At 65.1% G+C, this 26,296-nt stretch carries 24 protein-coding genes; 9 read left to right on the top strand and 15 right to left on the bottom strand.

Features of this window, described 5'->3' with window-relative positions; all coding sequences use genetic code 11:
* Positions 1-14: 14 nt before the first annotated feature.
* The 8 genes from ACVWZM_RS07250 to ACVWZM_RS07285 form a co-directional block, all read right to left on the bottom strand.
* Positions 15-425 carry a c-type cytochrome gene (locus ACVWZM_RS07250; protein ID WP_244558863.1) on the bottom strand — a complete coding sequence of 137 codons (411 nt, stop codon included), beginning with the start codon at positions 423-425 and terminating at the stop codon, positions 15-17.
* The gene (locus ACVWZM_RS07255; RefSeq protein WP_082653918.1) at positions 422-2,014 is read right to left on the bottom strand and encodes an NAD(P)/FAD-dependent oxidoreductase; all 1,593 of its coding nucleotides are present in this window, start codon (positions 2,012-2,014) and stop codon (positions 422-424) included. The genes ACVWZM_RS07250 and ACVWZM_RS07255 overlap by 4 nt, the downstream gene beginning before the upstream one ends.
* 124 nt (positions 2,015-2,138) lie before the next feature.
* Positions 2,139-2,891 carry a 2-amino-5-chloromuconate deaminase CnbZ gene (gene cnbZ / locus ACVWZM_RS07260; protein ID WP_057018823.1) on the bottom strand — a complete coding sequence of 251 codons (753 nt, stop codon included), beginning with the start codon at positions 2,889-2,891 and terminating at the stop codon, positions 2,139-2,141.
* Positions 2,892-3,188: 297 nt separating this feature from the next.
* Complete coding sequence (locus ACVWZM_RS07265) at positions 3,189-3,614, bottom strand: GFA family protein (protein WP_076829027.1); 426 nt, start codon at positions 3,612-3,614, stop codon at positions 3,189-3,191.
* Between the two features lie 244 nt (positions 3,615-3,858).
* Positions 3,859-5,076 (bottom strand): ABC transporter substrate-binding protein, encoded by a 1,218-nt coding sequence (locus tag ACVWZM_RS07270; RefSeq protein WP_456852301.1) that lies wholly within the window; start codon positions 5,074-5,076, stop codon positions 3,859-3,861.
* A 234-nt stretch (positions 5,077-5,310) separates the two neighbouring features.
* Positions 5,311-6,756 (bottom strand): amidase family protein, encoded by a 1,446-nt coding sequence (locus tag ACVWZM_RS07275; RefSeq protein WP_168857221.1) that lies wholly within the window; start codon positions 6,754-6,756, stop codon positions 5,311-5,313.
* A gap of 23 nt (positions 6,757-6,779) precedes the next feature.
* Positions 6,780-8,198: an amidase family protein gene (locus ACVWZM_RS07280; RefSeq protein ID WP_168857222.1), complete on the bottom strand. Its 1,419-nt coding sequence runs from the start codon at positions 8,196-8,198 to the stop codon at positions 6,780-6,782.
* Positions 8,199-8,242: 44 nt separating this feature from the next.
* Complete coding sequence (locus ACVWZM_RS07285; RefSeq protein WP_168857223.1) at positions 8,243-9,037, bottom strand: FadR/GntR family transcriptional regulator; 795 nt, start codon at positions 9,035-9,037, stop codon at positions 8,243-8,245.
* 169 nt (positions 9,038-9,206) lie between these two features.
* Between ACVWZM_RS07285 and ACVWZM_RS07290 the strand changes: the two genes are divergently transcribed.
* The gene (locus ACVWZM_RS07290; RefSeq protein WP_168857224.1) at positions 9,207-10,163 is read left to right on the top strand and encodes a DUF4274 domain-containing protein; all 957 of its coding nucleotides are present in this window, start codon (positions 9,207-9,209) and stop codon (positions 10,161-10,163) included.
* Positions 10,164-10,253: 90 nt separating this feature from the next.
* Here ACVWZM_RS07290 and ACVWZM_RS07295 read toward each other — a convergent pair whose 3' ends face one another.
* From ACVWZM_RS07295 to ACVWZM_RS07310, 4 genes are all read right to left on the bottom strand, one after another.
* Entirely contained in the window at positions 10,254-10,376 is a 123-nt protein-coding gene (locus ACVWZM_RS07295; RefSeq protein ID WP_256520758.1) for a hypothetical protein, read from the bottom strand.
* Positions 10,377-10,457: 81 nt separating this feature from the next.
* The gene (locus ACVWZM_RS07300; protein ID WP_168857225.1) at positions 10,458-10,967 is read right to left on the bottom strand and encodes a hypothetical protein; all 510 of its coding nucleotides are present in this window, start codon (positions 10,965-10,967) and stop codon (positions 10,458-10,460) included.
* 355 nt (positions 10,968-11,322) lie between these two features.
* Positions 11,323-12,444, bottom strand: a complete 1,122-nt coding sequence (locus ACVWZM_RS07305) for an amino acid ABC transporter permease (protein ID WP_057018832.1) — start codon at positions 12,442-12,444, stop codon at positions 11,323-11,325.
* A 1-nt stretch (position 12,445) separates the two neighbouring features.
* Positions 12,446-13,633: an amino acid ABC transporter permease gene (locus ACVWZM_RS07310; RefSeq protein WP_456852305.1), complete on the bottom strand. Its 1,188-nt coding sequence runs from the start codon at positions 13,631-13,633 to the stop codon at positions 12,446-12,448.
* A gap of 178 nt (positions 13,634-13,811) precedes the next feature.
* Here ACVWZM_RS07310 and ACVWZM_RS07315 point away from each other — a divergent pair, with 178 nt between their 5' ends.
* The 5 genes from ACVWZM_RS07315 (at position 13,812) to ACVWZM_RS07335 (ending at position 19,234) form a co-directional block, all read left to right on the top strand.
* Positions 13,812-14,687, top strand: coding sequence for a MurR/RpiR family transcriptional regulator (locus ACVWZM_RS07315; RefSeq protein ID WP_057018834.1), 876 nt, complete (start codon positions 13,812-13,814; stop codon positions 14,685-14,687).
* 5 nt (positions 14,688-14,692) lie between these two features.
* The gene (locus ACVWZM_RS07320) at positions 14,693-16,048 is read left to right on the top strand and encodes an aspartate aminotransferase family protein (RefSeq protein ID WP_168859111.1); all 1,356 of its coding nucleotides are present in this window, start codon (positions 14,693-14,695) and stop codon (positions 16,046-16,048) included.
* A gap of 88 nt (positions 16,049-16,136) precedes the next feature.
* Positions 16,137-17,147 carry an amino acid ABC transporter substrate-binding protein gene (locus ACVWZM_RS07325; protein WP_168859112.1) on the top strand — a complete coding sequence of 337 codons (1,011 nt, stop codon included), beginning with the start codon at positions 16,137-16,139 and terminating at the stop codon, positions 17,145-17,147.
* A gap of 125 nt (positions 17,148-17,272) precedes the next feature.
* Positions 17,273-18,436, top strand: a complete 1,164-nt coding sequence (locus tag ACVWZM_RS07330; protein WP_057015126.1) for an IS4 family transposase — start codon at positions 17,273-17,275, stop codon at positions 18,434-18,436.
* Positions 18,437-18,601: 165 nt separating this feature from the next.
* Positions 18,602-19,234 carry an aspartate/glutamate racemase family protein gene (locus ACVWZM_RS07335; RefSeq protein ID WP_168859113.1) on the top strand — a complete coding sequence of 211 codons (633 nt, stop codon included), beginning with the start codon at positions 18,602-18,604 and terminating at the stop codon, positions 19,232-19,234.
* A 169-nt stretch (positions 19,235-19,403) separates the two neighbouring features.
* On the opposite strand, the gene ACVWZM_RS07340 is transcribed toward ACVWZM_RS07335, so the two are convergent.
* A complete protein-coding gene (locus ACVWZM_RS07340) occupies positions 19,404-20,738 on the bottom strand; it encodes an MFS transporter (protein ID WP_168859114.1) in 1,335 nt (444 codons plus the stop codon).
* 331 nt (positions 20,739-21,069) lie between these two features.
* On the opposite strand from ACVWZM_RS07340, the gene ACVWZM_RS07345 reads away from it, so the two are divergent.
* Positions 21,070-22,269, top strand: coding sequence for a multidrug effflux MFS transporter (locus tag ACVWZM_RS07345; RefSeq protein WP_210263058.1), 1,200 nt, complete (start codon positions 21,070-21,072; stop codon positions 22,267-22,269).
* A 231-nt stretch (positions 22,270-22,500) separates the two neighbouring features.
* Here ACVWZM_RS07345 and ACVWZM_RS07350 read toward each other — a convergent pair whose 3' ends face one another.
* Positions 22,501-22,929 carry a DUF983 domain-containing protein gene (locus tag ACVWZM_RS07350; RefSeq protein WP_233475831.1) on the bottom strand — a complete coding sequence of 143 codons (429 nt, stop codon included), beginning with the start codon at positions 22,927-22,929 and terminating at the stop codon, positions 22,501-22,503.
* A 135-nt stretch (positions 22,930-23,064) separates the two neighbouring features.
* Here ACVWZM_RS07350 and ACVWZM_RS07355 point away from each other — a divergent pair, with 135 nt between their 5' ends.
* Together ACVWZM_RS07355 and ACVWZM_RS07360 are read left to right on the top strand one after the other, a co-directional pair.
* Positions 23,065-24,402, top strand: a complete 1,338-nt coding sequence (locus tag ACVWZM_RS07355; protein WP_233475832.1) for an aminotransferase-like domain-containing protein — start codon at positions 23,065-23,067, stop codon at positions 24,400-24,402.
* A gap of 107 nt (positions 24,403-24,509) precedes the next feature.
* Positions 24,510-25,808 (top strand): serine hydrolase domain-containing protein, encoded by a 1,299-nt coding sequence (locus tag ACVWZM_RS07360; RefSeq protein ID WP_456852308.1) that lies wholly within the window; start codon positions 24,510-24,512, stop codon positions 25,806-25,808.
* 109 nt (positions 25,809-25,917) lie between these two features.
* On the opposite strand, the gene ACVWZM_RS07365 is transcribed toward ACVWZM_RS07360, so the two are convergent.
* Positions 25,918-26,121 (bottom strand): hypothetical protein, encoded by a 204-nt coding sequence (locus ACVWZM_RS07365; RefSeq protein ID WP_168859118.1) that lies wholly within the window; start codon positions 26,119-26,121, stop codon positions 25,918-25,920.
* Positions 26,122-26,296 lie beyond the last annotated feature (175 nt).

Here is a 26,296-nt window from a genome sequence, read left to right on the forward strand (position 1 = left end):
CCCGAGTGTTTTTGTCAGCGGCGGGCGTCCTGGACATCCTTGGTCGTCACCGCGTCCTCATAGTTGTTGCTGAAGTGCGTCCGCAGATAATTCACAACGGCGGCGATCTGACCATCGGTCATCATGTCGCCGAACGCCGGCATGCCGCGGCGGCCGTTGATGACCAGGAAGACCGGATAGCTGCCGGCCTCGAGATTCTTGTTGCCGGCCAGCGACGGGTAGCTGCCCGCCCCGCTGGCGCCCGTCGCATCCGGCATGTGGCAGCCCTGGCACACATTGGCGAACAGCTCCTCGCCGGTCATCTCGACGAAGCGGTAGCCCGAAGAGAAGGTGCGCTTGCCCGCGCCGCTGTCCTGCCCAAGGGCTGCCGTCGCCCACAGCAGCGCCAGTCCAGCGACGACGGATGTTGCGGTCCGCATCATCATGTCTTCACCACGCGTTCGTGCAGCCGGGAGATGACGTCGAGCGCGGACAGGATGGCGCCCTCCTGCCAGGCCGGCAGCTGCGAGGCGTGCTCGCCCGCCAGCACGATACGGCCGTCGATCTGGCAGAGATTGCGGTAATGCTGCGCGCGGGTGGCTTCGGTCCATTCGCCGGCGCAGCCGAGCGTGAACGGCACGCGATGCCAGGCCACCGCGACGCCGTTCTCGAATTCGTTCCTGTACTGCGGATGGATCGCGGCGCCGAACTCGACCGCGCTGGCGACCCGCTCGGCCGGCGTCATCGCGGTGAACTCGAACGAATTGGCACCGCCATACATATAGGCGCCGAGCAGGATGCCGCGGCCGCCGCGGTTGAAGCCATAGTTCGGGTAGGCGATCTGCCGGATCGGCAGGTCGGTGTAGCTGATGCCGCCATAGATCGCGTCATCCTCCTCCCAGAACCGCCGCTTGAACTGCAGGCCGATCTTCACCGAGGCTGCATAGGGCACGGAGTCGATCGCACTCTTCATCGGCGCGCTGACATCGACCGGCAACTGGCTCAGGATCGGCAACGGGATGGTGCAGATGCACCAGTCGGCGGTGGCCTGCTGCACCGTCGATGGACTGGCGGTGTCGACATAGCTCACGGTGACGCCGGAGCCGTTCTGCTGGATCTGCGTCACCTTGGCGCCATAGCGGATGAGATCGCCGACCTCGCGCGCGAACGCCTTGCCGATCATGTCCATGCCGCCGACCGGCTGGAACATGGTGGTCTGGAAATCGTAGCGCGCAAAGGTCTGCAGATAGCGCCACATCCGCGACCGCAGCAGCTCCTGCAGCGGGATCGGCTCGCTGGGCAGCGGATCGCCCATCAGGCCGCCGCCGGGATCGCGCGCATAACCGCGGAACTCGGCCGACACCAGGTTGGCATTGTACTTGTAGTCGCGATCCAGCGCGCCCCAGTCGCGCAGCGACTGCAGCAGGATCTCCTGATCTTCCTTGCCGACGGTCTCGTCGAGCCGGCCCTGCTGGGTGATCTTTGCGAGCAGCTCCGAAACCCCGCCCTGGAAATCCGCCTTGATGCTGCGAAAGCGCTGCGGCTTGCCGCTGAATGCACGCGTCGCGTGCAGATAGGCGTTGTGATTGAGCTGGATGAAGGGTTCCAGCGTCACATTGAGCCGGCGGCAGTAGTCGAGCAGCGCACGGTGATGATAGGGAATCCGCCACGGGCCGGGATTGAGATAGAGCCCCTGCTCGAACTGGCTGGTCTGCCTGAAGCCGCCGAGCTCGACAAAACTGTCGCCGCCGCGGATCGACCAGTTGCGGCCGCCGGCGCGGCTGTTGAATTCGAGGATCTGGACCTTGTAGCCGGCCTTGCGCAGCTCCAGCGCCGCCGTCATCCCGGCAAGCCCCGCGCCGAGAATCAGCACCGAGGCGCCCTTCACATCGCCTGCGAGCTTCAGCGGCCCCTTGTAAGCGGATTCGGACGCGAAGCCGAGGCTCGTCATCGCGTGATACATCGCCGAACTGCCGGCAATGGTGCCAATCAGCGCCAGCAGATCACGCCGCCTGATCACAGATTCGTTCTGCACCCGCGCTCACCCAGCCGCTGACGTCGATGGCGAAGGGAAACGGTTGACGCGATCCGTGTCAAGAAAGGGCGCACGCTTCCACATGCACCCACACGCGCTTTTGATGCATCACGCGACCGCCACGTCACACCACGCGCTCGCGATGCACGCGCCGGCAATCCATTTCGAAGTCGAGGCCAACCACCGGCGGCCGGTCGAAATGCCAGGTCAAGCCGTTGCGCAGCACGCCGCGGCGGCCGAGCTCGCTTTCGAGCACCGGATAGGCGTCGTGCACAGTGTAGAGCTGCACCGCGGTGGTGTCCTGCCAACGGCCGCCGAACGCGCTCATCCGGCGTTCCATCTCGTCGGCCACGAATTTCGCCTTCGCCAGCAGGCCGGCCGGGCTGGTGTCGCCGAGGGCTACGGTATGATCGCGATAATTGGCCTTGCCCTCGACCGACTCGCCGCTGCCGGCGACGACAAAGCTGGCTGGTTCGTCCATGGCGGCCGGCACCGTGTAGCAGAAGGCGTGGAAGCTCGGCTCACCGGGCGGATCGAGCTTCGGACAGACATTGCTGCGCGCCACCGGATTGACGCCGTCCCGCATCGCACCCCAGGCCACGAGCGTCTTGATGTAGATCTCGTTGAAGGCCCTGAACCCGTCCTCGGTGAACGGCGCCGGGGAACGCAGTTCGCAGGCGCCAAATGACGTCAGCGGACGACCCGCCGCTTTGATGATGTCGGCAATCCTTGCAAAACCCGCGCCCAACGGCACCGGTTCAGAGAACCTGACGCGCTCGATGGCAAAGCCGGGCAGCGCAGCGATGCCGCAGGAATACTGGCTGACGCCGGGCATGAAGCGGTAGCCGCCGTCGGAAGCCTCGATGGTGTTGGTCATGGTGCCTCGTGAACACGGTGATGGGGCCGTCGCGATGACGCCTCGCTTGATTTCACCACAGCTGTCGTCCCTGCGAAAGCAGAGACCCATACTCCGCGGCCGAGGTTGTTAAAGGGACTCGTCATTTCGGCGTCGTGAAACAATGACGATCGGTGGTTATGGGTCCGTGCTCCGTGCGCAATTGCGCACTAGGCAGGGACGACACTGAACTTGTTGCACGACCACCGGTGGAAGGGCTCCCTTCCCTCTCACCGTCGTCCCGCGACGAGCCGGGCGGTCGTCGGCCGACAGCGATCGTCAGTCGGCAGGGATGAAGTGGAGTGTGCCTGCCCGGCGCGTCGGCTTGCCGGTGTCGTTCGTATGATTGACGCCGTCCATCACAGGCACCTCGGGGAAGTCGAACGGGCTTACACCATCCAGGCAGGCCACGTTGACGGCATACAGGTTCTGGTTCGATCGCCGTTGATGATGGGTGTAGATCCCGCAGCGCGAACAGAAGAAGTGCTGCACCGATCCGGTATGGAAGCGGTAGCTTGTTAGCGCATCCTCGCCGTGCAGGATCTTGATCCCGCCCATTTCGGCCATGGCAACGACGGCGCCCCGCATCCGGCAGTAAGAGCAGGTGCAGCGGCGGATCGAATTGAAGCCGTCGCTGAGCGTCACCTCGAAACGCACCGCGCCGCAATGGCACTGGCCAGCCCGAACACCCATGTCGCCCGTCATGTTGCTGCGTCTCCTGTCCAGATCGCCTCTGCGCCCGGTCTAGCCGGGCGGACGAGAAGGTCTCAGCGACGTCAACGCGCAGCAAGCCCGCAGTTCGCGCGGAACCGCGCAGGAGCATGATCCGCCAACTAAGACTGATCTCAATCCGAACGTATCGTCAGGATCGGCGCCGGACAACCGATCAAAACTCGCGCATGATAGGAGAAAAACTCACGCGAGGGCTCGATGCAAATTTCTGACAGGGCTAGTGCGACTTGGCAACGTAGGGGCAGCCGCCCTCATCGAGCGGACGGAAGGCCTGGTCGCCCGGCACCGTCGCGAGATACTCGTAGAGGTCCCACTTGCTCTTGGACTCTTCCGGCTTCTTGATGCGCATCAGATACATGTCGTGCACCATCCGGCCGTCCTCGCGCACGAGGCCGTTCTGGGCAAAGAAATCATTGACCGGGGTCTTGCGCATCTGCGCGATCACGGTCTCCGAATCGACCGAGTTGGTCGCGGCGACCGCCTTGAAATAGTGCCGAAGCGCCGAGTTGACGCCGGCCTGGTAAGCGGTCGGCATCGCCCCGTGCCGCTTGAAGAACTCCTGGGCGAACACGCGCGTCTCCGGCGTGCGATCCCAATAGAAGGAATCGGTGAACAGCAGATCTTGCGCATGCGCGAGGCCAAGCGCGGGCACGTCGGTGAGCGTCACCTGCAGCGCGACGACCTGCATGCTGGCGCGGATATTGAACTCGTCGGCCTGCGACACCGCGTTGCGGAAGTCGGAACCGGCATTGGCAAGCGCCAGGATCTTGGCGCCGGACGACTGGGCCTGCAGCAGGAACGACGAGAAATCGGCGGTGTCGAAGGGATGGCGGACCGCGCCCAGCACCTTGCCGCCGGCCGATGTCACGGCCTTGCTGGCATCGCGCTCCAGCGCCTGGCCGAACGCATAATCCGCCGTCAGGAAGAACCAGGGCGTGCCGCCGCGCGCAACCACGGCCTTCGCCGTCGCGTTCGAGGAGGCGTAGGTGTCGTAAGTCCACTGCACGCTGGTCGGCGAGCATTGCTTGCCGGTGAGGTCGGACGAGCCGGAGCCCGAGATCAGAAACAGCTTCTTGCGTTCGCGCGTCACGGTCTGGATCGCGAGCGCCACCGCGGAATTGACGCCTTCGGCGATCACGTCGACACCCTTGTTGTCGATCCAGTTGCGCACGATGCCGGTCGCCACATCAGGCTTGTTCTGGTGATCCGCCGAAATGATCTCGATCTTGCGTCCGGCGACCGTGCCACCGATTTCCTCCGCGGCCATCTGCGCCGCGATCACCGATCCCGGGCCATTGCCGTCGGAATATTGCCCGCTCATGTCGGTGATGATGCCGACCCGCAGCACGCCATCCTCCGCTCGGGCAGCGCCGGCCGCAAATGAGAGACACACGGCAATTGCGACCAGGACATGCGAGCGTTTCGTGATGGACATTTCGTTCCCAGGCGTTTCGACGTTTCGGACGATCTCCTGAAGCAATCAGGGATCGCCGACAACCCCGTCGCCGGCATGGCGCTCTGCGATTCCGCTCAGAAATTCCGGGAGAAGGAACACAGCTCGACTGCCAGCACGCTCGCGTTTCCGATCGTACGAACGCCGCGACGAAATTTCGCCGCGGCGTGCGCTGAATCATGCGAATGGATAATGCGTGGTGGCGTCGGGATCGCCTCAGCGCTGCTGCCACAATTGCCGTGCCAGAACGCCGGCCTTGCGTTCGATCGCCTCGGCGGCGTCGAGACACATGTCCTCGCGATAGCGCGAGCCGACGATCTGGACGCCGACCGGCAATCCCTCATCGAGACCCACCGGCACCACGGCCGCCGGCAGCCCCAGAACGTTCATCGACGAAATGAAGCGCAGGTCGTTCCAGAACAAATCCTTGACGCGCTGATCGCCGCCGAGATCGGCGTTGACCTCCGGCGTCTTGCGCACGGTGGTCGGCATCAGCACCAGCGGATACTGCTCGAGGAACGTCATCCAGTTCCGGATATGGCGCGAGCGCTCGGCGATCGCCTTCATGTAGCCGGCCTGGTCGAGCGGGTTGGCCAGCGCCATGAAGCCGCGGAACGTCTTCTGGAAGTCGGCGCTGGTGGTCGCCAGCATCTGGTCCTGCTGCAACACGCGAACCTCGGTCATGATCAGGTCGCACCAGAGCTGCCAGACCTTGTTGAGGTCGGGGACCTCGACCTCGCTGACCGCATAGCCGGCATCGGCGAGATGATCCGCCGCCTTGCGCTGAAGCGCAATCACGCTGCGATCGGTCGCCATGTCCTCGGGGATCTTTGCGAGCGCGACCTTGATCGGCCCGGCCGGCTTCGGCCCCGTCAGCGGCGCCGGCACATACCAAGGATCGCGTGGGTCGCGCTTCGCCATCACCTCGAGGCCGAGGCGCACGTCGGCGACGTGGCGCGCCAGCGGCCCTTGCGACGACATGAACTGCGCCATCAGCGGCCGCTCCGCGGTCGCGCTCGGATTGAACGCCGGGATGCGGCCCTGGGTCGGCTTGATGGTGGCGATTCCGTTGCAATGCGCCGGCCAGCGCAGCGAGCCGCCGATGTCGTTGCCATGCGCGATGGTGCCGATGCCGGCCGCGATCGACGCGCCGGCGCCGCCCGACGATCCGCCGCAGGTCACGTCGGCATTCCAGGGATTGCGCGTCAGGCCATGCAGCGGGTTGTCGGTGAAGCCGCGCAGCGAGAACTCCGGCGTGTTGGTGAGGCCGATGATGACGGCGCCGGCCTTCCTGAGATTGGCCGTCACCGGCGAGTCGCCCGGCGCGATGTTGTCCTTGAATGCCACCACGCCGTTCGAATTGGCCTGGCCCTCGACGTCGATGTTGATCTTGATCGTGACCGGCACGCCGTGCAGCGGCCCGACGGCGCCGCCTCCGCGCTTGCTCGCGGCCAGCGCCTCGTCCGCGGCCTTCGCCGCCTGCATCGCAGACGCGCCGAGATCGACCACGACGGCGTTGAGCGCCGGATTGGCGTCCTGCATGCGGTCGAGATGGGCGCGAACCACCTCCTCCGACGTCACTTGGTTGTTTCGGATCGCCGCGGCCGTGTCGACGGCGGACCAGTGCCAGATCGGTGCATTCGTCACGTGATGTTCTCCCATGATGGTCAGTGCTTGTTGTTGGTTCAGTCTCGCGGGTCGATCGGCGTCAGCTTTGATGCACGCGCCTCGATCAGCTCGGCCACTGCGAGACAGACGTCTTCCCGGAAGCGGCCGGCGATCACCTGCACGCCGACCGGCACGCCCTCGGCGGTCCCGGTCGGTACGACGACCGACGGAAAGCCGAGCGCGGGCACCGCAAGCAGCGGCCGCTGCGCGTCGAGCAGCGCGCGGACCACCGCCGCGTCTTCCTGATCCTGATCGAAACGGAACGGCAGTTGCGCCGAGACCGGCAGGATGATGACGGGATAGCGCTCCTGGAACAGCTGCCAGGCCCGCACGATCGCCAGCCGCTGCTCGAAGCAGGCGAGCACCTGATCGCCGTCGAGCTCGGGCGCGTAGGCGATATGGCACTCGAGATTGTAGCGGCTCCGATCGTCGCCGAACTTGCGGATCATCGGCGCCAGCACGCGCCGCTCCTCATTGATGACGAGGCGATGCCAGAGATCGGCCGCCTCCGCGAGCCGCGGCGGCACGGTCTCCTCCACGGCAAAGCCGGCCTCCGCGAGCCAGCGCCCGGCAGCGCGCACCGCCGCGCTCACCTCCGGCGCCTCGTCGCCGAACGGCGCGGGCGCGACCGCGACACCGATCGGACGCTTGAGCGGCGCACCTTGCAGGGGCACCGGCAGCCATGTGCCGTCGCGCGCGTCCGCCTGGGCCATCGCGGCAAGGCCGAGCCCGAGATCGGCGACCGAGCGGGCCAGTGGCCCCTGCACCGACATCATCTGCGCGGTGATCGGACGATCGCTGGTTGCCGACGGATTGAACGCCGGAATCCGCCCCGGCGTCGGACGCAGGCCGGCGACGCCGCAGGCGTAAGCCGGATAGCGGATCGAGCCGCCGAAATCATTGCCATGCGCGATCGCGCCCATCCCGGAGGCGACGGCCGATGCGGCGCCGCCGCTGGAGCCGCCCGGCGTCAGCCGACGGCTCCACGGATTGTAGGTCGCGCCGTGCAGATCGTTGTTGGTGAACCAGCGGTGCGAAAAGGCCGGCGTGTTGGTGCGCCCGACAATGACGGCGCCCGCCTTGCGAAGATTCGCGACCACCGGGCTGTCCTCGGTGGCGATCACCTCGCGGAAGGCCACGACGCCATTGGTGGTGGCGCAGCCGCGCTGGTCGACATTGACCTTGATCGTGACCGGAACGCCATGCAGCGCGCCGAGCTCCGCGCCAGACTTCACCGCGGCATCCGCCGCGTCCGCGGCAACCAGCGCTTCGTCGCCGAGCACAGCGACAATGGCGTTCAATGCCGGATTGACCTCGGCGATGCGATCGAGGCTGGATCGCACGGCTTCCCGGCTGGAAATCGCGCGCGTCGCGATCGCACGCGCCAGATCGACGGCCGACCAGCTCCACAACTCATTCTCGCGCCGCGTGTCCATTGTCGTTTTCTCCAGGGCGTGATGCAGCAGTCGGCCGATGCGGTTCAATCGAGCCGCAACGGCTGATGAAAGACGGGCAGATCGATGCGCCGGTCTTCCGCGGGAACGACCACCGCTTCGGCGCTCAGCACATGATCGAGCATCACGCGCCGGGCGCGCGCGGCATTGCCGGAGCGGAACGCGGCCAGCAGACGCTTGTGAAACTCGATATTCTCGCAGGTGAAGCTGGATGCGAATTCCTGCACGCCGAGCTTGCCGATCAGATGCCTGATGGCTTCGTTGACGAACCGGCACATCAGGCCGAGCAGCGGGTTGGGACAGGCCTCGATCAGGATGTCGTGGAAATCGATCTCGGCGTGGCGATGATGTTCCCAATCGGCATCGCCACGGGGATGATGCTCCTGGGCCGCGATCGCCTTTTCCAGTGCGGCGAAATGCTCCGCCGTGAGGTGGCCGACCACGCTGAAGGCGAGCTCCGGCTCGATCAGCCGGCGGATCTGGTAGATTTGCGCGGTAGAGACCGACTGGAAGTAGAAGTAGTTGCTGAGCAGGCCGACGATCCGGTTGATCGACACCGGCGCCACCCGCGCGCCGCCGCCGGGTCCGGTGGTGTTCTGCACCAGCCCCTGCACCTCCAGGGACTTGAGCGCCTCGCGGATGGTCGAGCGGCTGCAGCCGAACATCTCGATCAGCTCGCCCTCCTGCGGCAGCCGGTCGCTCGGCTGCAAGCCGGCCTGGAAGATGTGGCTGCGGATCAGGTCGGCGACGGCGTCCGAGCGCTTGCGCTTGATCGAGGCGCGGCGCGAAGGGTCGAGGGACGGGAGAGCCGATTTATCCATTTTATAATCATAAATAGGTCGGGCACGGTATGGCAAGACGTTTCCGCCGGCCGCCCGGGCTACATCGGTCAATAGTCCCGTTCCAGAAACGCAGAAATCGACGCTGCGGACTCGGGATCGATCAACATCTGATGCCTAGAATGCCACGGCAAATTCCAATGAGGCCGGCATGACAGGCGACGAAGTTCGAGATCAGGCTCAATCCGGTGGCGGCGTGGGACTGTCCGACGAAAACCTTGCGCTCCACCGAAGCGCCATCCAGAGCCGCATTACGTTTCAAGGCCTTGCGACCCGGCCATTCGAGGGGCTGTCGTGGGACTACTTCCTCGCGGATGTCGAGCTGGAAGCGCGCGCTGCGCGCATCGGGATGCGCGACACGACCATCGGGTCGTACTGCGACACCATACAGTTGCTGCCTGCGGCCGCGATCGTCCGCCTGGATGCAGCGCTTTCCGTCTACTTCCTGCCTCCCGAGCCCGAGAGCGAGGCTCACGTCGATTACCTCTTGCGACCGCTGGACGCCGCGACGGCAAAGCGGATGCGGCAGCGTCGGCATGCCGTTCACGCCATGCAGGCCGTGGCGCAACAGCAGGAAGAGGCCAGAAAAAAAGCGGCTGCGCCGGACGAAGAACTCAAGTCGCAATATTGGCCGTGTCCGCATGCGGCGCTGAGTACCGAGCCCGACGACTTCCTGCTCTGGATCAAGGATCAGACGCCCGACACCTGGCACGTCATCGTCGACAGCTGGGATCACAACAGCGACGATCGGGATAGCGTGATCGAATGGATCTTCGAGCAGCCGAACTGCGACCTCGGCACGGCCGCGCAATACTTTTTCATCGCGGCATTGGGGCTCGCCAACGAGGAGCCGGCGCAACTCAGTTCCGGCTATCGGCGCAAATGGCATCTCATGAAGCGCGTGGCCGACACTGGCAACGCGGACATTATCTGCGCAATGAATTGCAGCCCTCAATTCAGCCGTCCGACGTCCAATACTACGACGAGTTGGTGGCGCGCCGGGAGGCCAGTGGTCGTCCGCTGCCGTGGACAGTGCCGGGACCGAAACTGCGCCGGTTTGGCGGACGGCAGGCGAATTCAGCGTATTTCTACGAGGACTGCCATTTGAGGCTGGGCTTTACGGCTTGGAAACAGCAGCGCGAGCAATTCGGGTGCGGCAGGGACTTTCCGCGCTGTTGCCAAGAATGATCACGCCTCCTCAATTCGACAGGCGCTGCGCCTCGAGGCCGCGGCTGTAACGCGACATCGCAAAGCAGAACACGAAGTAGATCACGCCGACGAACAGCGTACCCCCAGGTCGCTTGGCATCGCCCCGAGGCAAAGCGCCTACGCGGTCAAAGGGCGACCGGACGCTGGACGATGGTGATGACGAGGAGCCCGCGGAACCGAGGCGGCGTCTCGCTTAAAGCGGACTATGGTTCACGGTGTGGCGCATCTGGCGACAAAAGCCCTCCACGAACTGCGCGAGCGCCTCGAAATTGACCAGCAGCCTTTCGGCCTGCTCCCGGTCAACCGAACCAGGGGCAAACGATTCCGCCAGACGCCGCTGGCGATCTGCGCGATCCCGGCAGGCCGCGGCCCTGCTTTCGGCAAACTCCAGTTGCTCGCGTCGGCGGCCGAGCTTGTCTTCTTCCTCAAGCAGCCGCCTGTTGAGCATCGATCTCGTGTTGGTTGGAACGTCCGGGCGCTTCAGCAGATCCAGATAGTGGTCGATGTTTGCGCGCGCGGTATACTCGTTCACGTATGTGCCTCCCGCCAGTCGCAGTCTCGGTCGGCGAGGCTTGGCTTCAACATTCAGGAGTTGCTCGATCTCCGCCAGGAGTTGGCGAAGCTCATCGGTCGAAAACCCTTGCAGGGCATCGTGGACCTGGTTTCGGGTACTCTCGGGATAGGAGGCGTTGTCTTCGGCCATTGGCGTACGGCAAAAATCAAAGTAACGCCCTGTCAGGGCCGAACCAAATCAACAAATCAACGGCAGCATTTGCGTTCAGTCCAGATCGAACGATGCCCGCGCGAACAATGATTTCTGTCATCGCGCGCGCTCGCGAATCCAATGGCGCTCAAGATAAGTTACGGGCGGAACATCGCCTAGTGCACTCTGTGCCAGCCGCGCCTTTGCGCCAACCATCGGCCAAGTCTTGGTTGCCGCATCGTTAAAGCCAGAACAGGCCGCTCCAGAAATCAAAGCAGACGGCCGCGGATGCGAACAGGCCGGCATCGAAGGATGCAGCATGTGAGGGAGGCAAGCGACGGAGAATCCGGACCGCTCAGCCGTGCGCGCGCTGCGCCTCGAGGCCGCGGCTGTAGCGCGACATCGCAAAGCAGAACACGAAGTAGATCACGCCGACGAACACATAGACCTCGACGCTGAAGGCCTGCCAGGCCGGATCGACGATCGCGGTCTTGGCGGTGGTCAAGAGATCGAAGATGCCGATGATCAGGACCAGGCTGGTGTCCTTGAAGAAGGCGATGAAGGTGTTGACCAGCGGCGGGATGACGTGGCGGATCGCCTGCGGCAGCACGATCAGCGCGTTCTTCTCCCAGTAGGACAGCCCGAGCGCGTCGGCCGCCTCATATTGTCCGCGCGGCACCGCCTGCAGACCGCCGCGCACCACTTCCGCAAGGTAGGCGCCGGCATAGAGGATGAAGGCGATCTGGGCGCGCAGCAGTTTGTCGATGTTGACGCCGTCGGGCATGAACAGCGGAAACATGACGCTCGCCATGAACAACAGGCTGATCAGCGGCACGCCGCGGATCAGCTCGACATAGAGCACGCAGAGCGAGCGGATCGCCGGTAGCTTGGAGCGGCGGCCGAGCGCGACCAGGATTCCGAGCGGGAAACCGAACGCCAATCCGAAAGTCGCCAGGATCAGCGTCACCGGCAGCCCGCCCCAGCGGTCCTGCGTGACAAAGGACATGCCGAGAAAGCCGCCCCACATCAGGCACCCGATCGCGATCAAGGCCGCAGCCCACAGCAGGAACAGCTCCTTGCGCCAGAAGCTGCGGCGGCTCGAGACCACGAACAGCGCAATGAAGATCACGACCGCGAGCGCCGGCCGCCACTGCTCGCTGAACGGATAGGTGCCGAACAGGATGAAGCGGTACTTCTCGGGGATCACCGCCCAGCAGGCACCGACGCCGCGCAGCGCGCGGCAGGCGCTGGTGTCGTTGCCCGAGACGATCCAGACCGCGTTGGCGATGCCCCATTGCCAGAGGCCGATGCACGCCTTGCCGAGCACGAACAGCAGCAGCAGCGTCATGATGCTCGACGTCACGGACGCGAACAGGTTGGCGCGCAGCCAGGCCACGATCTGGCCACCGAGCGTGCGCTGCGCGCGACGCCGGCCGATCGGCAGCGGATCCTGCGGGAGATGTGCGACCGAGCTCATGTCAGCGCTCCACCAGCGCGATCCGCGCGTTGTACCAGTTCATGAACAGGCTGATGCCGAGGCTGATGGTGAGGAACACCATCATGATCAGCGCGATCGACTCGATCGCCTGTCCGGTCTGGTTCAGCGTGGTGTTGGCGATCGAGACGATGTCCTGGTAGCCGACCGCGACCGCGAGCGACGAATTCTTGGTCAGGTTCAGATACTGGCTGGTCATCGGCGGGATGATGACGCGCAGCGCCTGCGGCAGCACGATGTGTTGCAGCACGAAGCTGCGCTTCAGCCCGAGCGCCTTGGCGGCGTCCGACTGGCCGCGCGGCACCGCCTGGATGCCGCTGCGCACGATCTCGGCGATGAACGCCGAAGTATACGTGACGAGCGCGATCAGCAGCGCGAAATATTCCGGCGCCAGGGTCAGCCCGCCGACGAAGTTGAAGCCGCGCAGCTCGGGCAGCATGACGCTCCAGCTTGCGCCCAGAAGCCACGACACCAGCGCCGGCAGCGCGATGATGAGGCCGAGCGCGTAGGGCCAGACCGGCCGCGCCTTGCCATCGAGCATCTGCTGCGCGATCAGGCGGCGCCTGACGATGAGGAAGACGATCACGCCGGCGACCAGCGCAACGAGCGTCCAGCCATTGGCCTCATGCAGCGGCACCGACGGCAGCACCAGGCCGCGGTTGGACAGATAGACCCCGTCGACCGGCTTCCACGCCTGGCGCGCCGCCGGCAGGCCCTGCATCAGCACGTACCAGAACAGGAGTTGCAACAGCAGCGGCAGGTCGCGCAGCACCTCGACATAGACGGCGGCGAGCCGCGCCAGCAGCCAGTTCGACGACAGCCGCGCGATACCGACCAGCGTGCCGATCACGGTCGCCAGCACGATGCCGATGACCGCGACGCGCAGCGTGTTGACGACGCCGACGATGAACGCGCGCAGATAGGTGTTCTTCGGCGTGTAGTCGATCCAGCTGTCGGCGATCGGCATGCCGGCTTCACGGCCGAGGAAGGCAAAGCCGGTCGAGATGCGCCGCACCGAGAGGTTATGGACCGCGTTGGACCACAGCCAGGCGACGACGGCGACTGCGATGGCGACCACCAGGATCTGCCAGAACAGGCCCGCGACGCGGGGATCGCTGAGCGAAAGCCGCCAGGGCCGGGCGGGAGGGCGTTTCGGCGTCGATGTCGTCACAGCACAAGGACCCCAGTGAGAAGCGATCTTCTGCCATGCGCAAGAGCGTTTTCGAGCGAAGCCTGTCCCGGACTTGATCCGGGATGGATACCCGGTTCGCGTGAAGAAGACGCGTCAACCTCAAATCCTGCGCGCGTCATATGTTGCACCAATTTAATATTTGTGCAACATATGTTTCATGGCCCAGGCCCAGCCGAAACCATCGCCCCTGAACGAATTGTGCAGCGCACTGCCGTCGCTGCCGATGCGCTTGCAGGAGGTCGGCCGGTTCGTCGCCGCCAATGATTACGACGCCACCACCCGCTCGATGCGCGAGCTCGCTTCCGTCGCCGGCGCCGATCCTGCCTCATTCACCCGTCTTGCCAAGGCGCTCGGCTATTCCGGCTGGGACGAATTGCGCGCCGCACTCACCGAGGCGCGCCGGCCGGCGCAGGGCTCGCCGTTCTCCGGCCGCGCCAGGAGCCGCCGCGCCGGGCCGAATGCCGATGTCAAACTGGTGCACGACAAATTGGAGGCCGAGGCCGCGGGCCTTGCGCGGATTTCAGCGAGCGCGATCGCGGAAGCCGCGCGTGCGCTGCACTCCGCTGACAGGATCTGGATATCGGGGTTTCGCAGCTGCCGCAGCGTCGCGGAACTGCTGACCTATCAGCTTCGCCTGTTCCGCCCCGATGCCGTGCAATTGGTCGGCGGCTCCGGCCCGTTCGATCTCGACCACGGCGCCTTCCGCTCAGGCGACGCCGTGGTCGTGATCGGCTTTGCGCCCTACACCCTGGTCAGCGTCGAGACGGCGCGCGCGGCGCATCAGGCGCGTGCTGCGCTGATCGCGATCGCCGACACCATCACAGCTCCGATGGCCGAAGGCGCCGATCATCTGCTGCTGTTCGAGGCCGCCTCCTCCCCCGGCTTCTTCCCGAGCCTGACCGGCGCGATCGCAGTCGCCCAGTCGCTGGCGGCCGTCGCTTTCACGCTGGGCGGCGCGAGCGCAAAACGCAAGCTGGAGGAGACCGAGGGCCGGCTTGCCGAGATGTCGCAATATTTCGTCGAGAAAGGATGACTGTCATGGCAGCCAACAAGAGCCGCGTGATGCATCGCAGCCTGCGCGAGACCCCGCCGAAAGCGGTCGGCGGCGACGGCGTCTGGCTGATCGCGGAGGATGGCCACCGGATTCTGGATTCCTCCGGCGGCGCCGCGGTGTCCTGCCTCGGCCATCAGCATCCGCGCATCCTGGCCGCGATCGCCAAGCAGGCTTCGAAGATCGCCTATGCCCATACCGGCTTCTTCTCCTCCGAGCCCGCGGAAGAGCTCGCCGAGCGGCTGGTCGGCCACGAGCCCGGCGGCCTCGGCTATGTCTATTTCGTCAGCGGCGGGTCGGAGGCGATCGAGGCCTCGATCAAGCTGGCGCGGCAATATTTCATCGAGCGCGGCGAGCGGAAGCGTGCGCGCTTCATCGCGCGCCGCCAGAGCTATCACGGCAATACGCTCGGCGCGCTGTCGGCCGGCGGCAATGCCTGGCGCCGCGAGCCCTACGCGCCGCTGCTGTCGCCCTCGTTCAGCCATGTCACGCCGGCCTTCGCCTATCACGAGAAGCGCGACTACGAATCGGAGGCGGCGTTCGTAGCGCGCCTTGCCGCCGAGCTCGAAGCCGAATTCCAGCGGCTCGGCCCCGATACGGTCGCGGCGTTCATCGCCGAGCCCGTGGTCGGCGCCACCGCCGGCTGCGTGCCTGCGCCGGAGGGTTACTTCAAGGCGGTGCGCGAGATCTGCAACCGCCACGGCGCCCTGTTGATCCTCGACGAGGTGATGTGCGGCATGGGCCGCACCGGCACGCTGCATGCCTGGGAGCAGGAAGGCATCTCGCCCGACATCCAGGCGATCGCCAAGGGCCTCGGCGGCGGTTATCAGCCGATCGGCGCGATGCTTGCCAGCGGCACCATCGTCGACACCGTGCGCAACGGCTCCGGCGCGTTCCAGCACGGCCACACCTATCTGGCGCATCCGCTCGCCTGCGCCGCCGCGCTCGAGGTGCAGAAGGTGATCGCTGAGGAGAAGCTGCTCGACCAGGTCAAGGAGCGCGGCCGCCAGCTCGAGCAGCGGCTCACCGAACGGTTCGGCAATCATCGCCATGTCGGCGACATCAGGGGCCGCGGCCTGTTCTGGGGGCTCGAGTTGGTCGCCGACCGTGCCACGCGGCAGCCGTTCGATCCCAAGCTGAAGCTGCATCAGCGGATCAAGTCCGCGGCCTTCGCCGGCGGGCTCGGCTGCTATCCGTCGGGCGGCACCGCCGACGGCCAGCGCGGCGATCATGTGCTGCTCGCCCCGCCCTATATCGCAACGTCCGGCGACATCGACATGATTGTCGAACGACTAGGCGCCGCGGTGGACAGCGCGCTGAAGGATATCGGTCACGGAGCATGATCCGGAAAAACGGGCACCGGTTTTCCCGCGACAAACGCGAAGCGTTCGCGCAGGGATCATGCTCAAACGTTAGGAGGAGGAGGAAAACATGCTGAGGGGTATCATCACTCTAACCGTTCTCGCCGCGGGCATCGCGGGCGCAAGCGCCGCGACGCTCGACACCGTCAAGCAGCGCGGCACGCTGGTGTGCGGTGTCTCGACCGGCTTTGCCGGATTCTCGGCGCCGGACTCGCAAGGCAACTTCAAGGGTCTCGACGTCGACTATTGCCGCGCGCTTGCCGCCGGCGTGCTCGGCGATCCCGCCAAGGTGCGCTACGTCGCGCTGACCGCGCAGAACCGCTTCACCGCGCTGCAGTCAGGCGAGATCGACGTGCTCTACCGCAACTCGACGCAGACCTTTCTGCGCGGCACCACGCTTGGGCTGCGGCAGGGACCGGTCAATTTCTACGACGGCCAGGGCTTTGTCGTGAAGAAGGACCTCGGCGTGAAGGAGCTGAAGGAGCTCAAGGGCGCCACCGTGTGCGTCGCCCAGGGCACCACGCATGAAGTGACGCTCGGCGACTACGGCCGCGCCAACGGCATCGACTGGAAGCCGCTGGTGTTCGACCGCGTCGACACCATGTACCAGACCTTCTTCGGCGGCCGCTGCGATGCCATGACCCAGGATGCTTCCGCGCTCGCCGGCGCGGTCGCGACCGCAGCCCCGAAGGCCGATGACTACGTCGTGCTGCCGCAGACCATCAGCAAGGAGCCGCTCGGTCCGTTCACCCGCAACGGCGACGAGGTCTGGAGCGACATCATCACCTGGCTGCATTACGGCCTGATCGAGGCCGAAGAGCTCGGCGTCACCCAGGCCAATGCCGACGAGATGGCGAAGTCGCAGGTCCCGGCGATCCAGCGCCTGCTCGGCGCGTCGGGCGATCTCGGCTCGCGCCTCGGCCTCGACAACAAATGGCTGCTCGCCGCGATCAAGGCCGGCGGCAATTACGGCGAGATCTTCGAGCGCAATGTCGGCAAGGCCAGCCCCTTGAAGCTCGAGCGCGGCCTCAACGCCACCTGGAGCAAGGGCGGGTTGATGTACGCGATTCCGTTCAAGTGACCGAAGTTACCTCGCCCCGCCTGCGGCAGGGGTGTCCGGGGAATGATTCACTGTGTCGCGGTGCATGCTCGGCAGGACCGAGGCAAATCGGTCTTTTCTGGTTGTCGAGACACAGAGGGCCGAGCATGCGATATCGCGGTAGCATTTTTGGAAGGCTGCTTGAACCGATCAATCGACGGCAGTTTCAGACGGTTGTGGATCGTCTGGACGGGGATGCCTACGACAAGTCGTTCAGGAGCTGGGATCATCTGGTGGCGCTGATCTATGCCCAGCTTAGCGGCAACAGCAGTCTGCGCGGGGTGGTGACTGGCTTCAACGCCAATTCGCAGCATCACTATCACTTGGGAACCGGCAAGCTGTCGCGCTCGACGTTGTCCGATGCCAATGCCCGCCGTCCGATCGGCATTTTCGCGCAAACCTTTGCGGCGCTGTCGGCGATGGCGCGTCGCCAGCTGCGGAGTGAAGGCATGGAGATGGTGCGTCTGATCGACGCCAGTCCGATCCCGCTCGGCAAGGTCTGCAGTTGGGCGACGTGGAACGGCCGCATCCGCGGCATGAAGCTGCATGTCGTCTACGACCCAAGGAGCGATGTCCCGACCTGCGTCGAGATGACGGCCGCGAACGTCAATGACATCGAGATCGGCCGACAGACCCCAATCCAGCCCGCCACCACCTATGTGTTTGACAAGGGCTATTGCCGTTTCGACTGGTGGCAGAAGATCAATGATAGCAAGGCTTTCTTCGTTACCCGGGCGAAGACGAGCATCCGTCTTCGCTCGCTCAGGCATCGCGCCATCCGCAAGCGTAACGGGGATGGCTTCGAAATCCTTGCCGATGACGAGGTGAAGCTCACCAGCAAGGGCGATTCGCGCCTTCCAATCCCGCTCCGCCGCATCAAGATCAGACGCGAGAAAGGCGGCAAGATCACACTCCTGACCAACGACCTTGCCCGTAGCGCCGTCGAGATCGCCGCCCTCTACAAGAGCCGATGGCAAATCGAGCTGCTGTTCCGCTGGATCAAGCAGCATCTCGATATTCGCAAGTTCCTCGGCGCCAACGACAACGCGATCCGCCTTCAGGTGCTCGCTGCGATGATTGCCTACCTGCTGCTGCGCATCGCCGCTCACACCAACTGCATCAAAATGCTCCCGCTCAGGTTCGCCGAACTGGTCGGCCAGCTCCTGCTCACGCGTCGATCCCTCGCTGCCATCGACAAACCTCCGCCCATCAACCCCAGCCGTCGGAAATCAACCATCTCACCTGACCAGATGGAGCTCCGCTATGCCTGAATTTCCCCGGACACCCCTGCGCCTGCGGGGAGAGGTCGGATTGCGAAGCAATCCGGGTGAGGGGGCGCCTCCGCATACCCTCCTCTCACCTGTTACGACGATAGAGCCCCTCACCCCAACCCTCTCCCCGCGAAAGAGCGGGGAGAGGGAGAGCAAGAAACATCGATGCGCATCACCCTGATTCACGCCCTGAAACACTCGATCGTGCCGATCGAAGCATCGTTCGCACGGCATTGGCCGGAGGCGCGGCTGATGAACCTGCTCGACGATAGCCTGTCGGCGGACCTCGCGCGCGACGGCAAGCTCACCGAGCGCATGACCGGGCGATTTCTGACCATGGGCCGCTATGCGGCAAGCACCGGCGCCAATGGCATCCTGTTCACCTGCTCGGCGTTCGGGCCGTGCATCGAGGCGGTGGCGCGCGCGCACGCGCCGATGCCGGTGCTGAAGCCGAACGAGGCGATGATCGAGCAGGCGGTGGCGAAGGGCAAGCGGATCGGCCTGCTCTCGACCTTCCCGCCGACGCTGGTGTCGATGCCGCCGGAATTTCCGCCACAGGTCACGCTGGTGCCGAAACTTGCCGATGGCGCGCTGGCAGCGCTCGACCGCGGCGACCGCGCCGAGCATGACCGCATCGTCGTCGAGGCGTCCAAGGAGCTGCGCAACTGCGACCTGATCGCGCTCGCGCAGTACAGCATGGCGCCGGCGGCCGAGCGCGTCGCCGAAGTCACCGGCCGCGAGGTGCTGACGACGCCTGATAGCGCGGTGCTGAAGCTAAAGGCGATGCTGGGGGTTTGATCTCCGTCATTGCGAGCCACCCGGTCGGCGCGAAGCGCCGCCGGATGACAGGCTCCGCGAAGCAATCCATTTCACCGCATACGCGGATCGATGGATTGCTTCGTCGCTTCAGCGCAAAATTGCTTCGCAGTTTTGTCGCGAGCTCCTCGCAATGACACAAGGTCGCGGCTCACGCCCCCGCGTCGTGCACGTTCAGATCGACGCCTTGCGGATCCCTAATCGTCGACACCGTGATGAGCGAGATCAGCGACAGCACCGCGATGTAGACGCCGACGCGCCAGGACTGGCCGTAGGTGCCGATGATCCATTGCGCGATCATCGGCGCGAAGGCGCCGCCGAAGATGGCGCCGAGCGCATAGCCGATCGAGACGCCGGAATAGCGCACCTTGGCCGGAAACAGCTCGGCATAGAGCGCCGCCTGCGGGCCATAGGACAGGCCGAGCGCGATGGTGAGCCCGACCGCGCTGACGAAGAACAGCAAGAGGTTCTTGCTGTCGATCAGGAACCACATCGGCACCGCCCACAGCACCATCAGGGTGTAGCCGATCTGGAAGCAGCGCACGCGGCCCATTTTGTCGCCGAGGATACCGCCGAGCAGCGTGAAGATGAACCAGCTCACCGCCGCGAGCGTGCCGATCAGCAGCAGCTGCTCCGACGGCACCTTCAGCGTGTTGGCGCCGTAGCTGATGATGAACGCGATCAGGATGTAGCCGGCTGCATTGTTGGCCATGAAGATCAACGCGGTGCGCAGGATCTCCTTGCTGTGATTGCGCATCAGCTCGCGCAGCGGTGCAGAGGATTCCTTGTGCCGCCGCTGCATCGCCTGGAACACCGGAGACTCTTCGACCGTGCGGCGGATCACGATGCCGACGACGATCAGCACGATCGACAGCAGGAACGGAATCCGCCAACCCCATTCGATCATCGCCTGCTTGCCAAGCGTCGCGGTGAGCACCCACAGCACGCCCGTCGCCAGGATCATGCCGAGCGGCGTGCCGATCTGCGGGAACGAGCCGAAGAAGCTGCGCTTGTCGACGGGCGCCGATTCCACCGCCATCAGCGCCGCGCCGCCCCACTCGCCGCCGGCCGAGAAGCCTTGCAGGATGCGCAGGAGAATAAGGAGTGCCGGCGCCCAGGCACCGATCTGCGCGTAGGTCGGCAGCAGGCCGACCAGCGCGGTCGCCGCCCCCATCAACAGCAGCGTGACGACCAGCATGTTCTTGCGCCCGAAGCGGTCGCCGAGATGGCCGCAGACGATGGCGCCTAACGGGCGGAACAGGAATGAGAGGCCGAGCGTCGCGAACGAGACGATCTGCGCCAGCAGCGGATTGTTCGCGTTCATCGGCGCGAAGAACAGCGCGCCGAACACCAGGCCCGCCGCCTGGGCGTAGACGAAGAAGTCGTACCACTCGATGGTGGTGCCGACGAGCGTTGCAGTGAGGACCTTGCGCTCCTCATCCGACAGTTCAGCGCCGCGCGAGCGCGCGGACAGTTCGATGGACATGTCGCCTCCCCCAAAACCCGTTCTTGAACCTGTTCTTGGCCGCGCGGGCGTGGTTGGCGGCGATGCGCCTGCCCCGCACGGATGCTGGGCCCGGGATTAGCAGAGGTTTCCGCACCACACGAGCAAAATAGTTGCAGCCGCAACGATATTCGGCGAATTGTGCTTTTGGCCCCGGTTCCCGACCCCGCTACCTCGACCGCGATCGGCGGGCAGCTATCCCGAAACGCCGATTGTGCATCGCAGCAAGATCGCTACGATGCGAGGATTCCCAAGAGGTTGCTAAGTGTCTGACATCAATGCCGATGCCTGGGTTTCCTCAGGCCACCGCCCGATGGGCTTTCCGGAATTCGTCGTCGTCATCGCCTCGATCATGGCGCTGAACCCGCTGGCGATGGACATGATGCTGCCGGCGCTGCCGAACATCCGCTCCGCGTTCCAGATCGCCGACGCCAACCGCCCGCAGATGGTGCTGTCGATCTTCCTGGTCGGCTTCGGCGTCGGCCAGTTCGTGATGGGCCCGCTGTCGGACCGCTTCGGCCGCCGCCCGGTGCTGCTCGGCGGCATGACCGTCTACACCATCGCCGGCCTGCTCGCGATCATGGCGCCCTCGTTTGAGACGCTGCTGCTGGCGCGCGCGCTGCAAGGGCTCGGCACCGCGGCGACCCGCGTGATCGCGACCTCGATCGTGCGCGACTGCTACGCCGGACGGCGGATGGCGAGCGTGATGTCGCTGGCGATGATGGTGTTCATCGCGGTGCCGGTGATCGCTCCGTCATTCGGCCAGGCGGTGATGCTGCTGACGCACTGGCGCGGCATCTTCGTGCTGCTGATGATCTACGGCGTGATCGCGCTGGCCTGGAGCGCGATGCGGATGCCGGAGACGCTGCCGCTGGAATTGCGCAAGTCGCTGGCGATCCCGGAAGTGCTGTCCGCGTTTCGCCAGACCGTCACCAATCGCCAGACGCTCGGCTACGCGCTCGCCGCCGGCGGCGTGCAGGGCTCGCTGTTTGCCTTCGTGTTCTCCTCGCAGCAGATCTTCACCGAGATCTTCAAGCTCGGGCATTACTTCCCGGTCGCCTTTGCGGCCTGCGCGGTCGGCGTCGCGATCGCCGGCTTCCTCAATTCGCGTATCGTCGGCCGCATCGGAATGCGCGTGATCTCGCACGCCGCGCTGACCGGCTTTGCCGTCGTCGCAGGCGCCCTGCTGCTGGCGGTGAAGACCGACACGCTGTCGCTGCCGCTGTTCATGGTGCTGTCGGGCCTGATGATGTTCGCGTTCGGGCTGATGATGGCGAATTTCACCGCGCTCGCGATGGAGCCGCAGGGCAAGATCGCCGGCACCGCCTCCTCGCTGTACGGCACGATCACGACGCTGCTCGGGATCGGCGTCGGCACCACGATCGGCCAGGATTACGACGGCACGCTGGCGCCGTTCGCGACCGGCTTCTTTCTCTGCACGCTGGCCGCGCTCGCCGTCGTCTTGGTGACGGAGAAGGGCCGGATGTTCCGGCCGCATCATCATCCGATTTGATCTTCGTAGCCCGGATGCAGCGCAGCGCAATCCGGGACGCTGTTACCTGCGGCACGAACCCCGGATTACGCGGAGCCTGTCATCGGGCGCGCGTTCGCGCGACCCGTTGGCTCCATCCGGGCTACAAATCTGACTGGTTGCATCACTGTAGCCCGCATGAGCACAGCGATATGCGGGACCACTGCTCCCGGATATCGCTTCGCTCATCCGGGCTACGATTCTGAGATCGCGTCAGGCTTCGCGAGTCCGTCCGACGCTGCTTTGCGCCCGGGCGGGCGCCACCGCATGCCGTCGGGTCGCCGCAAATCCCTCCATCCCCAGCTGCCACTGCAGGCCCACGATCGCGCCCTTGGTCGGCTGCAGCAGCGCCAGCGCGCTGAACAGCGTGAAGGGCAGCCAGATCGCCAGTTGCAGCCAAGCCGGCGGCGCGTAGTTCATCTCGAGCCACAGCAGCGCCGGCACCACGACGTGGCCGACCACGACGATCACGAGATAGGCCGGGAAATCGTCCGCGCGCTGCGGGGTGAAGTCCTCGCTGCAGACTTCACAGTGATCGGCGACCTTGAGGAAACGGCCGAACAGATGGCCACGCCCGCAGTTCGGGCACTTCATGGTGAAGCCGCGCCACATCGCCTTTGGCAGGGAAACCGTCTCGGTCATCGTCGTTTTCCTTTCGCCGTCGTCCTTGACCTGATCTGGATGATCCATACAATATGCATTCGAGCACCTACAATCAAAGACAAAGCGTCGAATTGCATGGATTGGATCCCTACAGTTTCGGAATGGCACGGCCCGATGTTTCTGCGCATCGTCGATGCGCTGGCCGCCGACATCGCGAGCGGCCGGCTGGTGCGCGGCCAGCGGCTGCCGACCCATCGCGCGCTGGCGTCAGCGCTCGATATCGATCTGACCACGGTGACTCGCGCCTATGGCGAGGCGCGGCGGCGCGGACTGCTCGACGCCCGTGTCGGCCAGGGTACGTTCGTCTCGGAGACCACCGCGCGCGCCGCGTCCGACCTGCCCGCGCCCGTCAACATCGACCTGTCGATGAACCTGCCGCCGCAGCCGGTCGAGGCCAATCTCGACCTGCGCATCGCGCAGGGACTTGCGACCATCCGCTCCGAAGCCGGGTTCTCCGCCTATCTCGGTTACACGCGTCCGGGCGGCACCACTGCGGAGCGCGAGGCCGGCGCCGCATGGCTCGCGCCGCGCGTGCCGCAGGCCTCGGCCGACCGCATCGTGATCTATCCGGGTTCGCAGGCGATCATCTTCAACACGCTGTTGGCGCTGACATCGCCGGGCGATGTCGTGGTGACGGAGGCGTTGACCTTTCCCGGCATCAAGGCCGCGGCGGCGCGGCTCGACGTCCGCCTGGTCGGTGTCGCGATGGACGCCGAGGGCGCACGGCCCGACGCGCTCGACGAGGCCTGCCGCAAGCACAAGCCGAAGGCGGTCTATCTGGTGCCGACGCAGCAAAACCCGACCACGGCGACGATGAGCGCGATCAGACGCAAGGCGGTCGCCGATATCATCAGCAAGCGCGGCTGCGTCCTGATCGAAGACGACGTCTACGGGCCGCTCGAACCGCAGATGGCGCCGATCGCTACGCTCATTCCGGAGCGCACCTACTACGCCGCGAGCATCGCAAAATGCATCGCGCCGGCCCTGCGCGTCGCCTATCTCCTGGCGCCCGATGCCGCCGCCGAGCAGCGCATGCGCGCCGGCATGCAGGCCACCATGCAGATGCCGCCATCGCTGATGGTCGCGCTGGTCACGCAATGGCTGCGTTCCGGCGTCGCCGCCGACATCATCCGCGCCATCCGCAACGAGGCCGCGGCGCGCCAACAGCTCGCGGCCCGCTTCCTCAAAGGCGTCAGCTATGCGGCGCGGCCGGCGAGCCACCATCTCTGGATGCCGCTGCCGAAACATTTCGACGGCACCGACCTGCTGTCGCATCTGATGCGCAACGGTCTCGCCGTGGTCGGCGAAGACGCCTTTGCGGCAGGCGATGCCGCGCCGCGCGGCCTGCGCGTGTCGCTGGGTGCGGCACGCAACCGCGCCGAACTGAGCCAGGCGCTGCAGGTGTTGTCGAATGCGGTGCGCACGCCCGTCGGCGCTACCCAAATCGTATAATTCCGGCGATCGCCGGGAATAAACTCGCCCCAAAATGATTATGGTGCGCGGGAGCGCGCGCCGCTAAAACTCTGCGCTCAGGGCATCAGGCAGGGGCAGGCTTTTCAATGTCGTGCGGGTATGATCGGGCAGTCCACCGTGCTGTGCTGTCGCTTCGCGGAGCAGTGACCGCGATCGGTTGTCTTGCAGTTGTCATATCAGGCGCGGCGCGCGCCTCCGATGCCCCTGCCCCGGTGCCGGAAAAACTCGAACGCATCACCGCATTCTTTGACAACGAGGTTGCGACAGGAAAAATTCCGGGCGCAGTCATCCTGATCCAGCAGCACGGCAAGCCGGTCTACCTGAAGACCTTCGGCTATCGCGACGTCACGACCAAGTCGCCGATGCGGCCCGACACGATGTTCGCGCTGCATTCGATGACCAAGCCGATCACCAACACCGCCGCGATGATGCTGGTCGACGAGGGCAAGTTGTCGCCGCAGGATCCGCTGTCGAAATACATCCCGGCCTTCGCCGACGTGAAGGTCGCCATCGAACCGGACGGTGGAAACGATCCGGCCAAGGTTGAGCTGGTGCCGCCGATCCGGCCGGTGACCATTGAAGATGTCATGCGGCACACTTCGGGCATCACCTACGAATATATCGGTGCCGACTGGATCCAGAAGATCTACCGCGCAGGACATCTGTTCGACGGCAAGTTCGACAACGAGGAATTCGTGGCGCGGCTGGCCAAGCTGCCGCTGTCGCGACAGCCCGGCACGCTGTGGCGCTACGGCCATTCCACCGACGTGCTCGGCCGGGTGATCGAGATCGTCTCGGGCAAGACGCTCTATCAGTTCGAGAAGGAGCGCCTGTTCGATCCCCTGAAGATGAACGACACCAGATACGTGCTCGATGCGGAGACCGAACGGACAAGGCTCGCCGAGCCGCTGCCCTCGGACACCATCCTGATCGAGGGCGAGAACGACCGGCGCGCGCATCCGGAATGGGAATCCGGCGGCGGCGGCCTGGTATCGACCATCCTCGATTATGCGCACTTCGCGCAGATGCTGCTCAACGGCGGCGAGCTGGACGGCAAGCGCTATCTCAACCCCGCAGCCTTCAAGACCATGACGACGGACCATATCGGGCCGGGCTCCGGTGTCGGCCGCGACTACTGGTACTTTCCCGGCGACGGCTTCGGCTATGGCTACGGCATCGCCGTGCGCACCGATCCCGGCATTGCCAAGCCACCACCGCCCGGCTCGATCGGCGAGTTGAAATGGGACAGCGGCAGCGGCACCTATTTCGGCGTCGATCCGAAGCTCGACATGATCTACATCATGCTCGAGCAGACCCAGAACGAGCGCCAGCGCATTACGCCCGCGTTCCGCAAGCTGGTCTACGACGCGTTCAGCCCGGATTGAGTTCCCACCGTCATTGCGAGCGCAGCGAAGCAATCCATGTCTCCGCATGGGGATAGATGGATTGTTTCGTCGCTTACGCTCCTCGCAATGACGCGGAAACCTTCCCGCCTTACGACTTGCGCCGAACCGGTTCCTGCCTGCGCCGTGCTGCGGCCGCGATCAGGCTCGCGGTGCATTCGTCGCAGACGAACGCACACCCGTCCGTAAACAGGCCGACCCGTGCATCGAGGCCGATCGCATCGTCGTCGACGATCCCATCGATGATGCCACCGCGACACACGCATTGGTGGTGCGACGCCAATTCCCGTTCCATGACGCGCTCTCCAGCCGTCGCAGCTTCCTCTCCGCTGCTTCCCTCACGCTATATACTATCGTATATATCGTGACGACAAGGCAGGCGGGTGAACAATCCGGTCGGGAACCCTGCAGACAACAACCATCGACCGGAGACGATCGCCAAGAAAATCCTGCCTGGTCCAACCAGGTTC

Source organism: Bradyrhizobium sp. USDA 4501 (assembly GCF_054062115.1).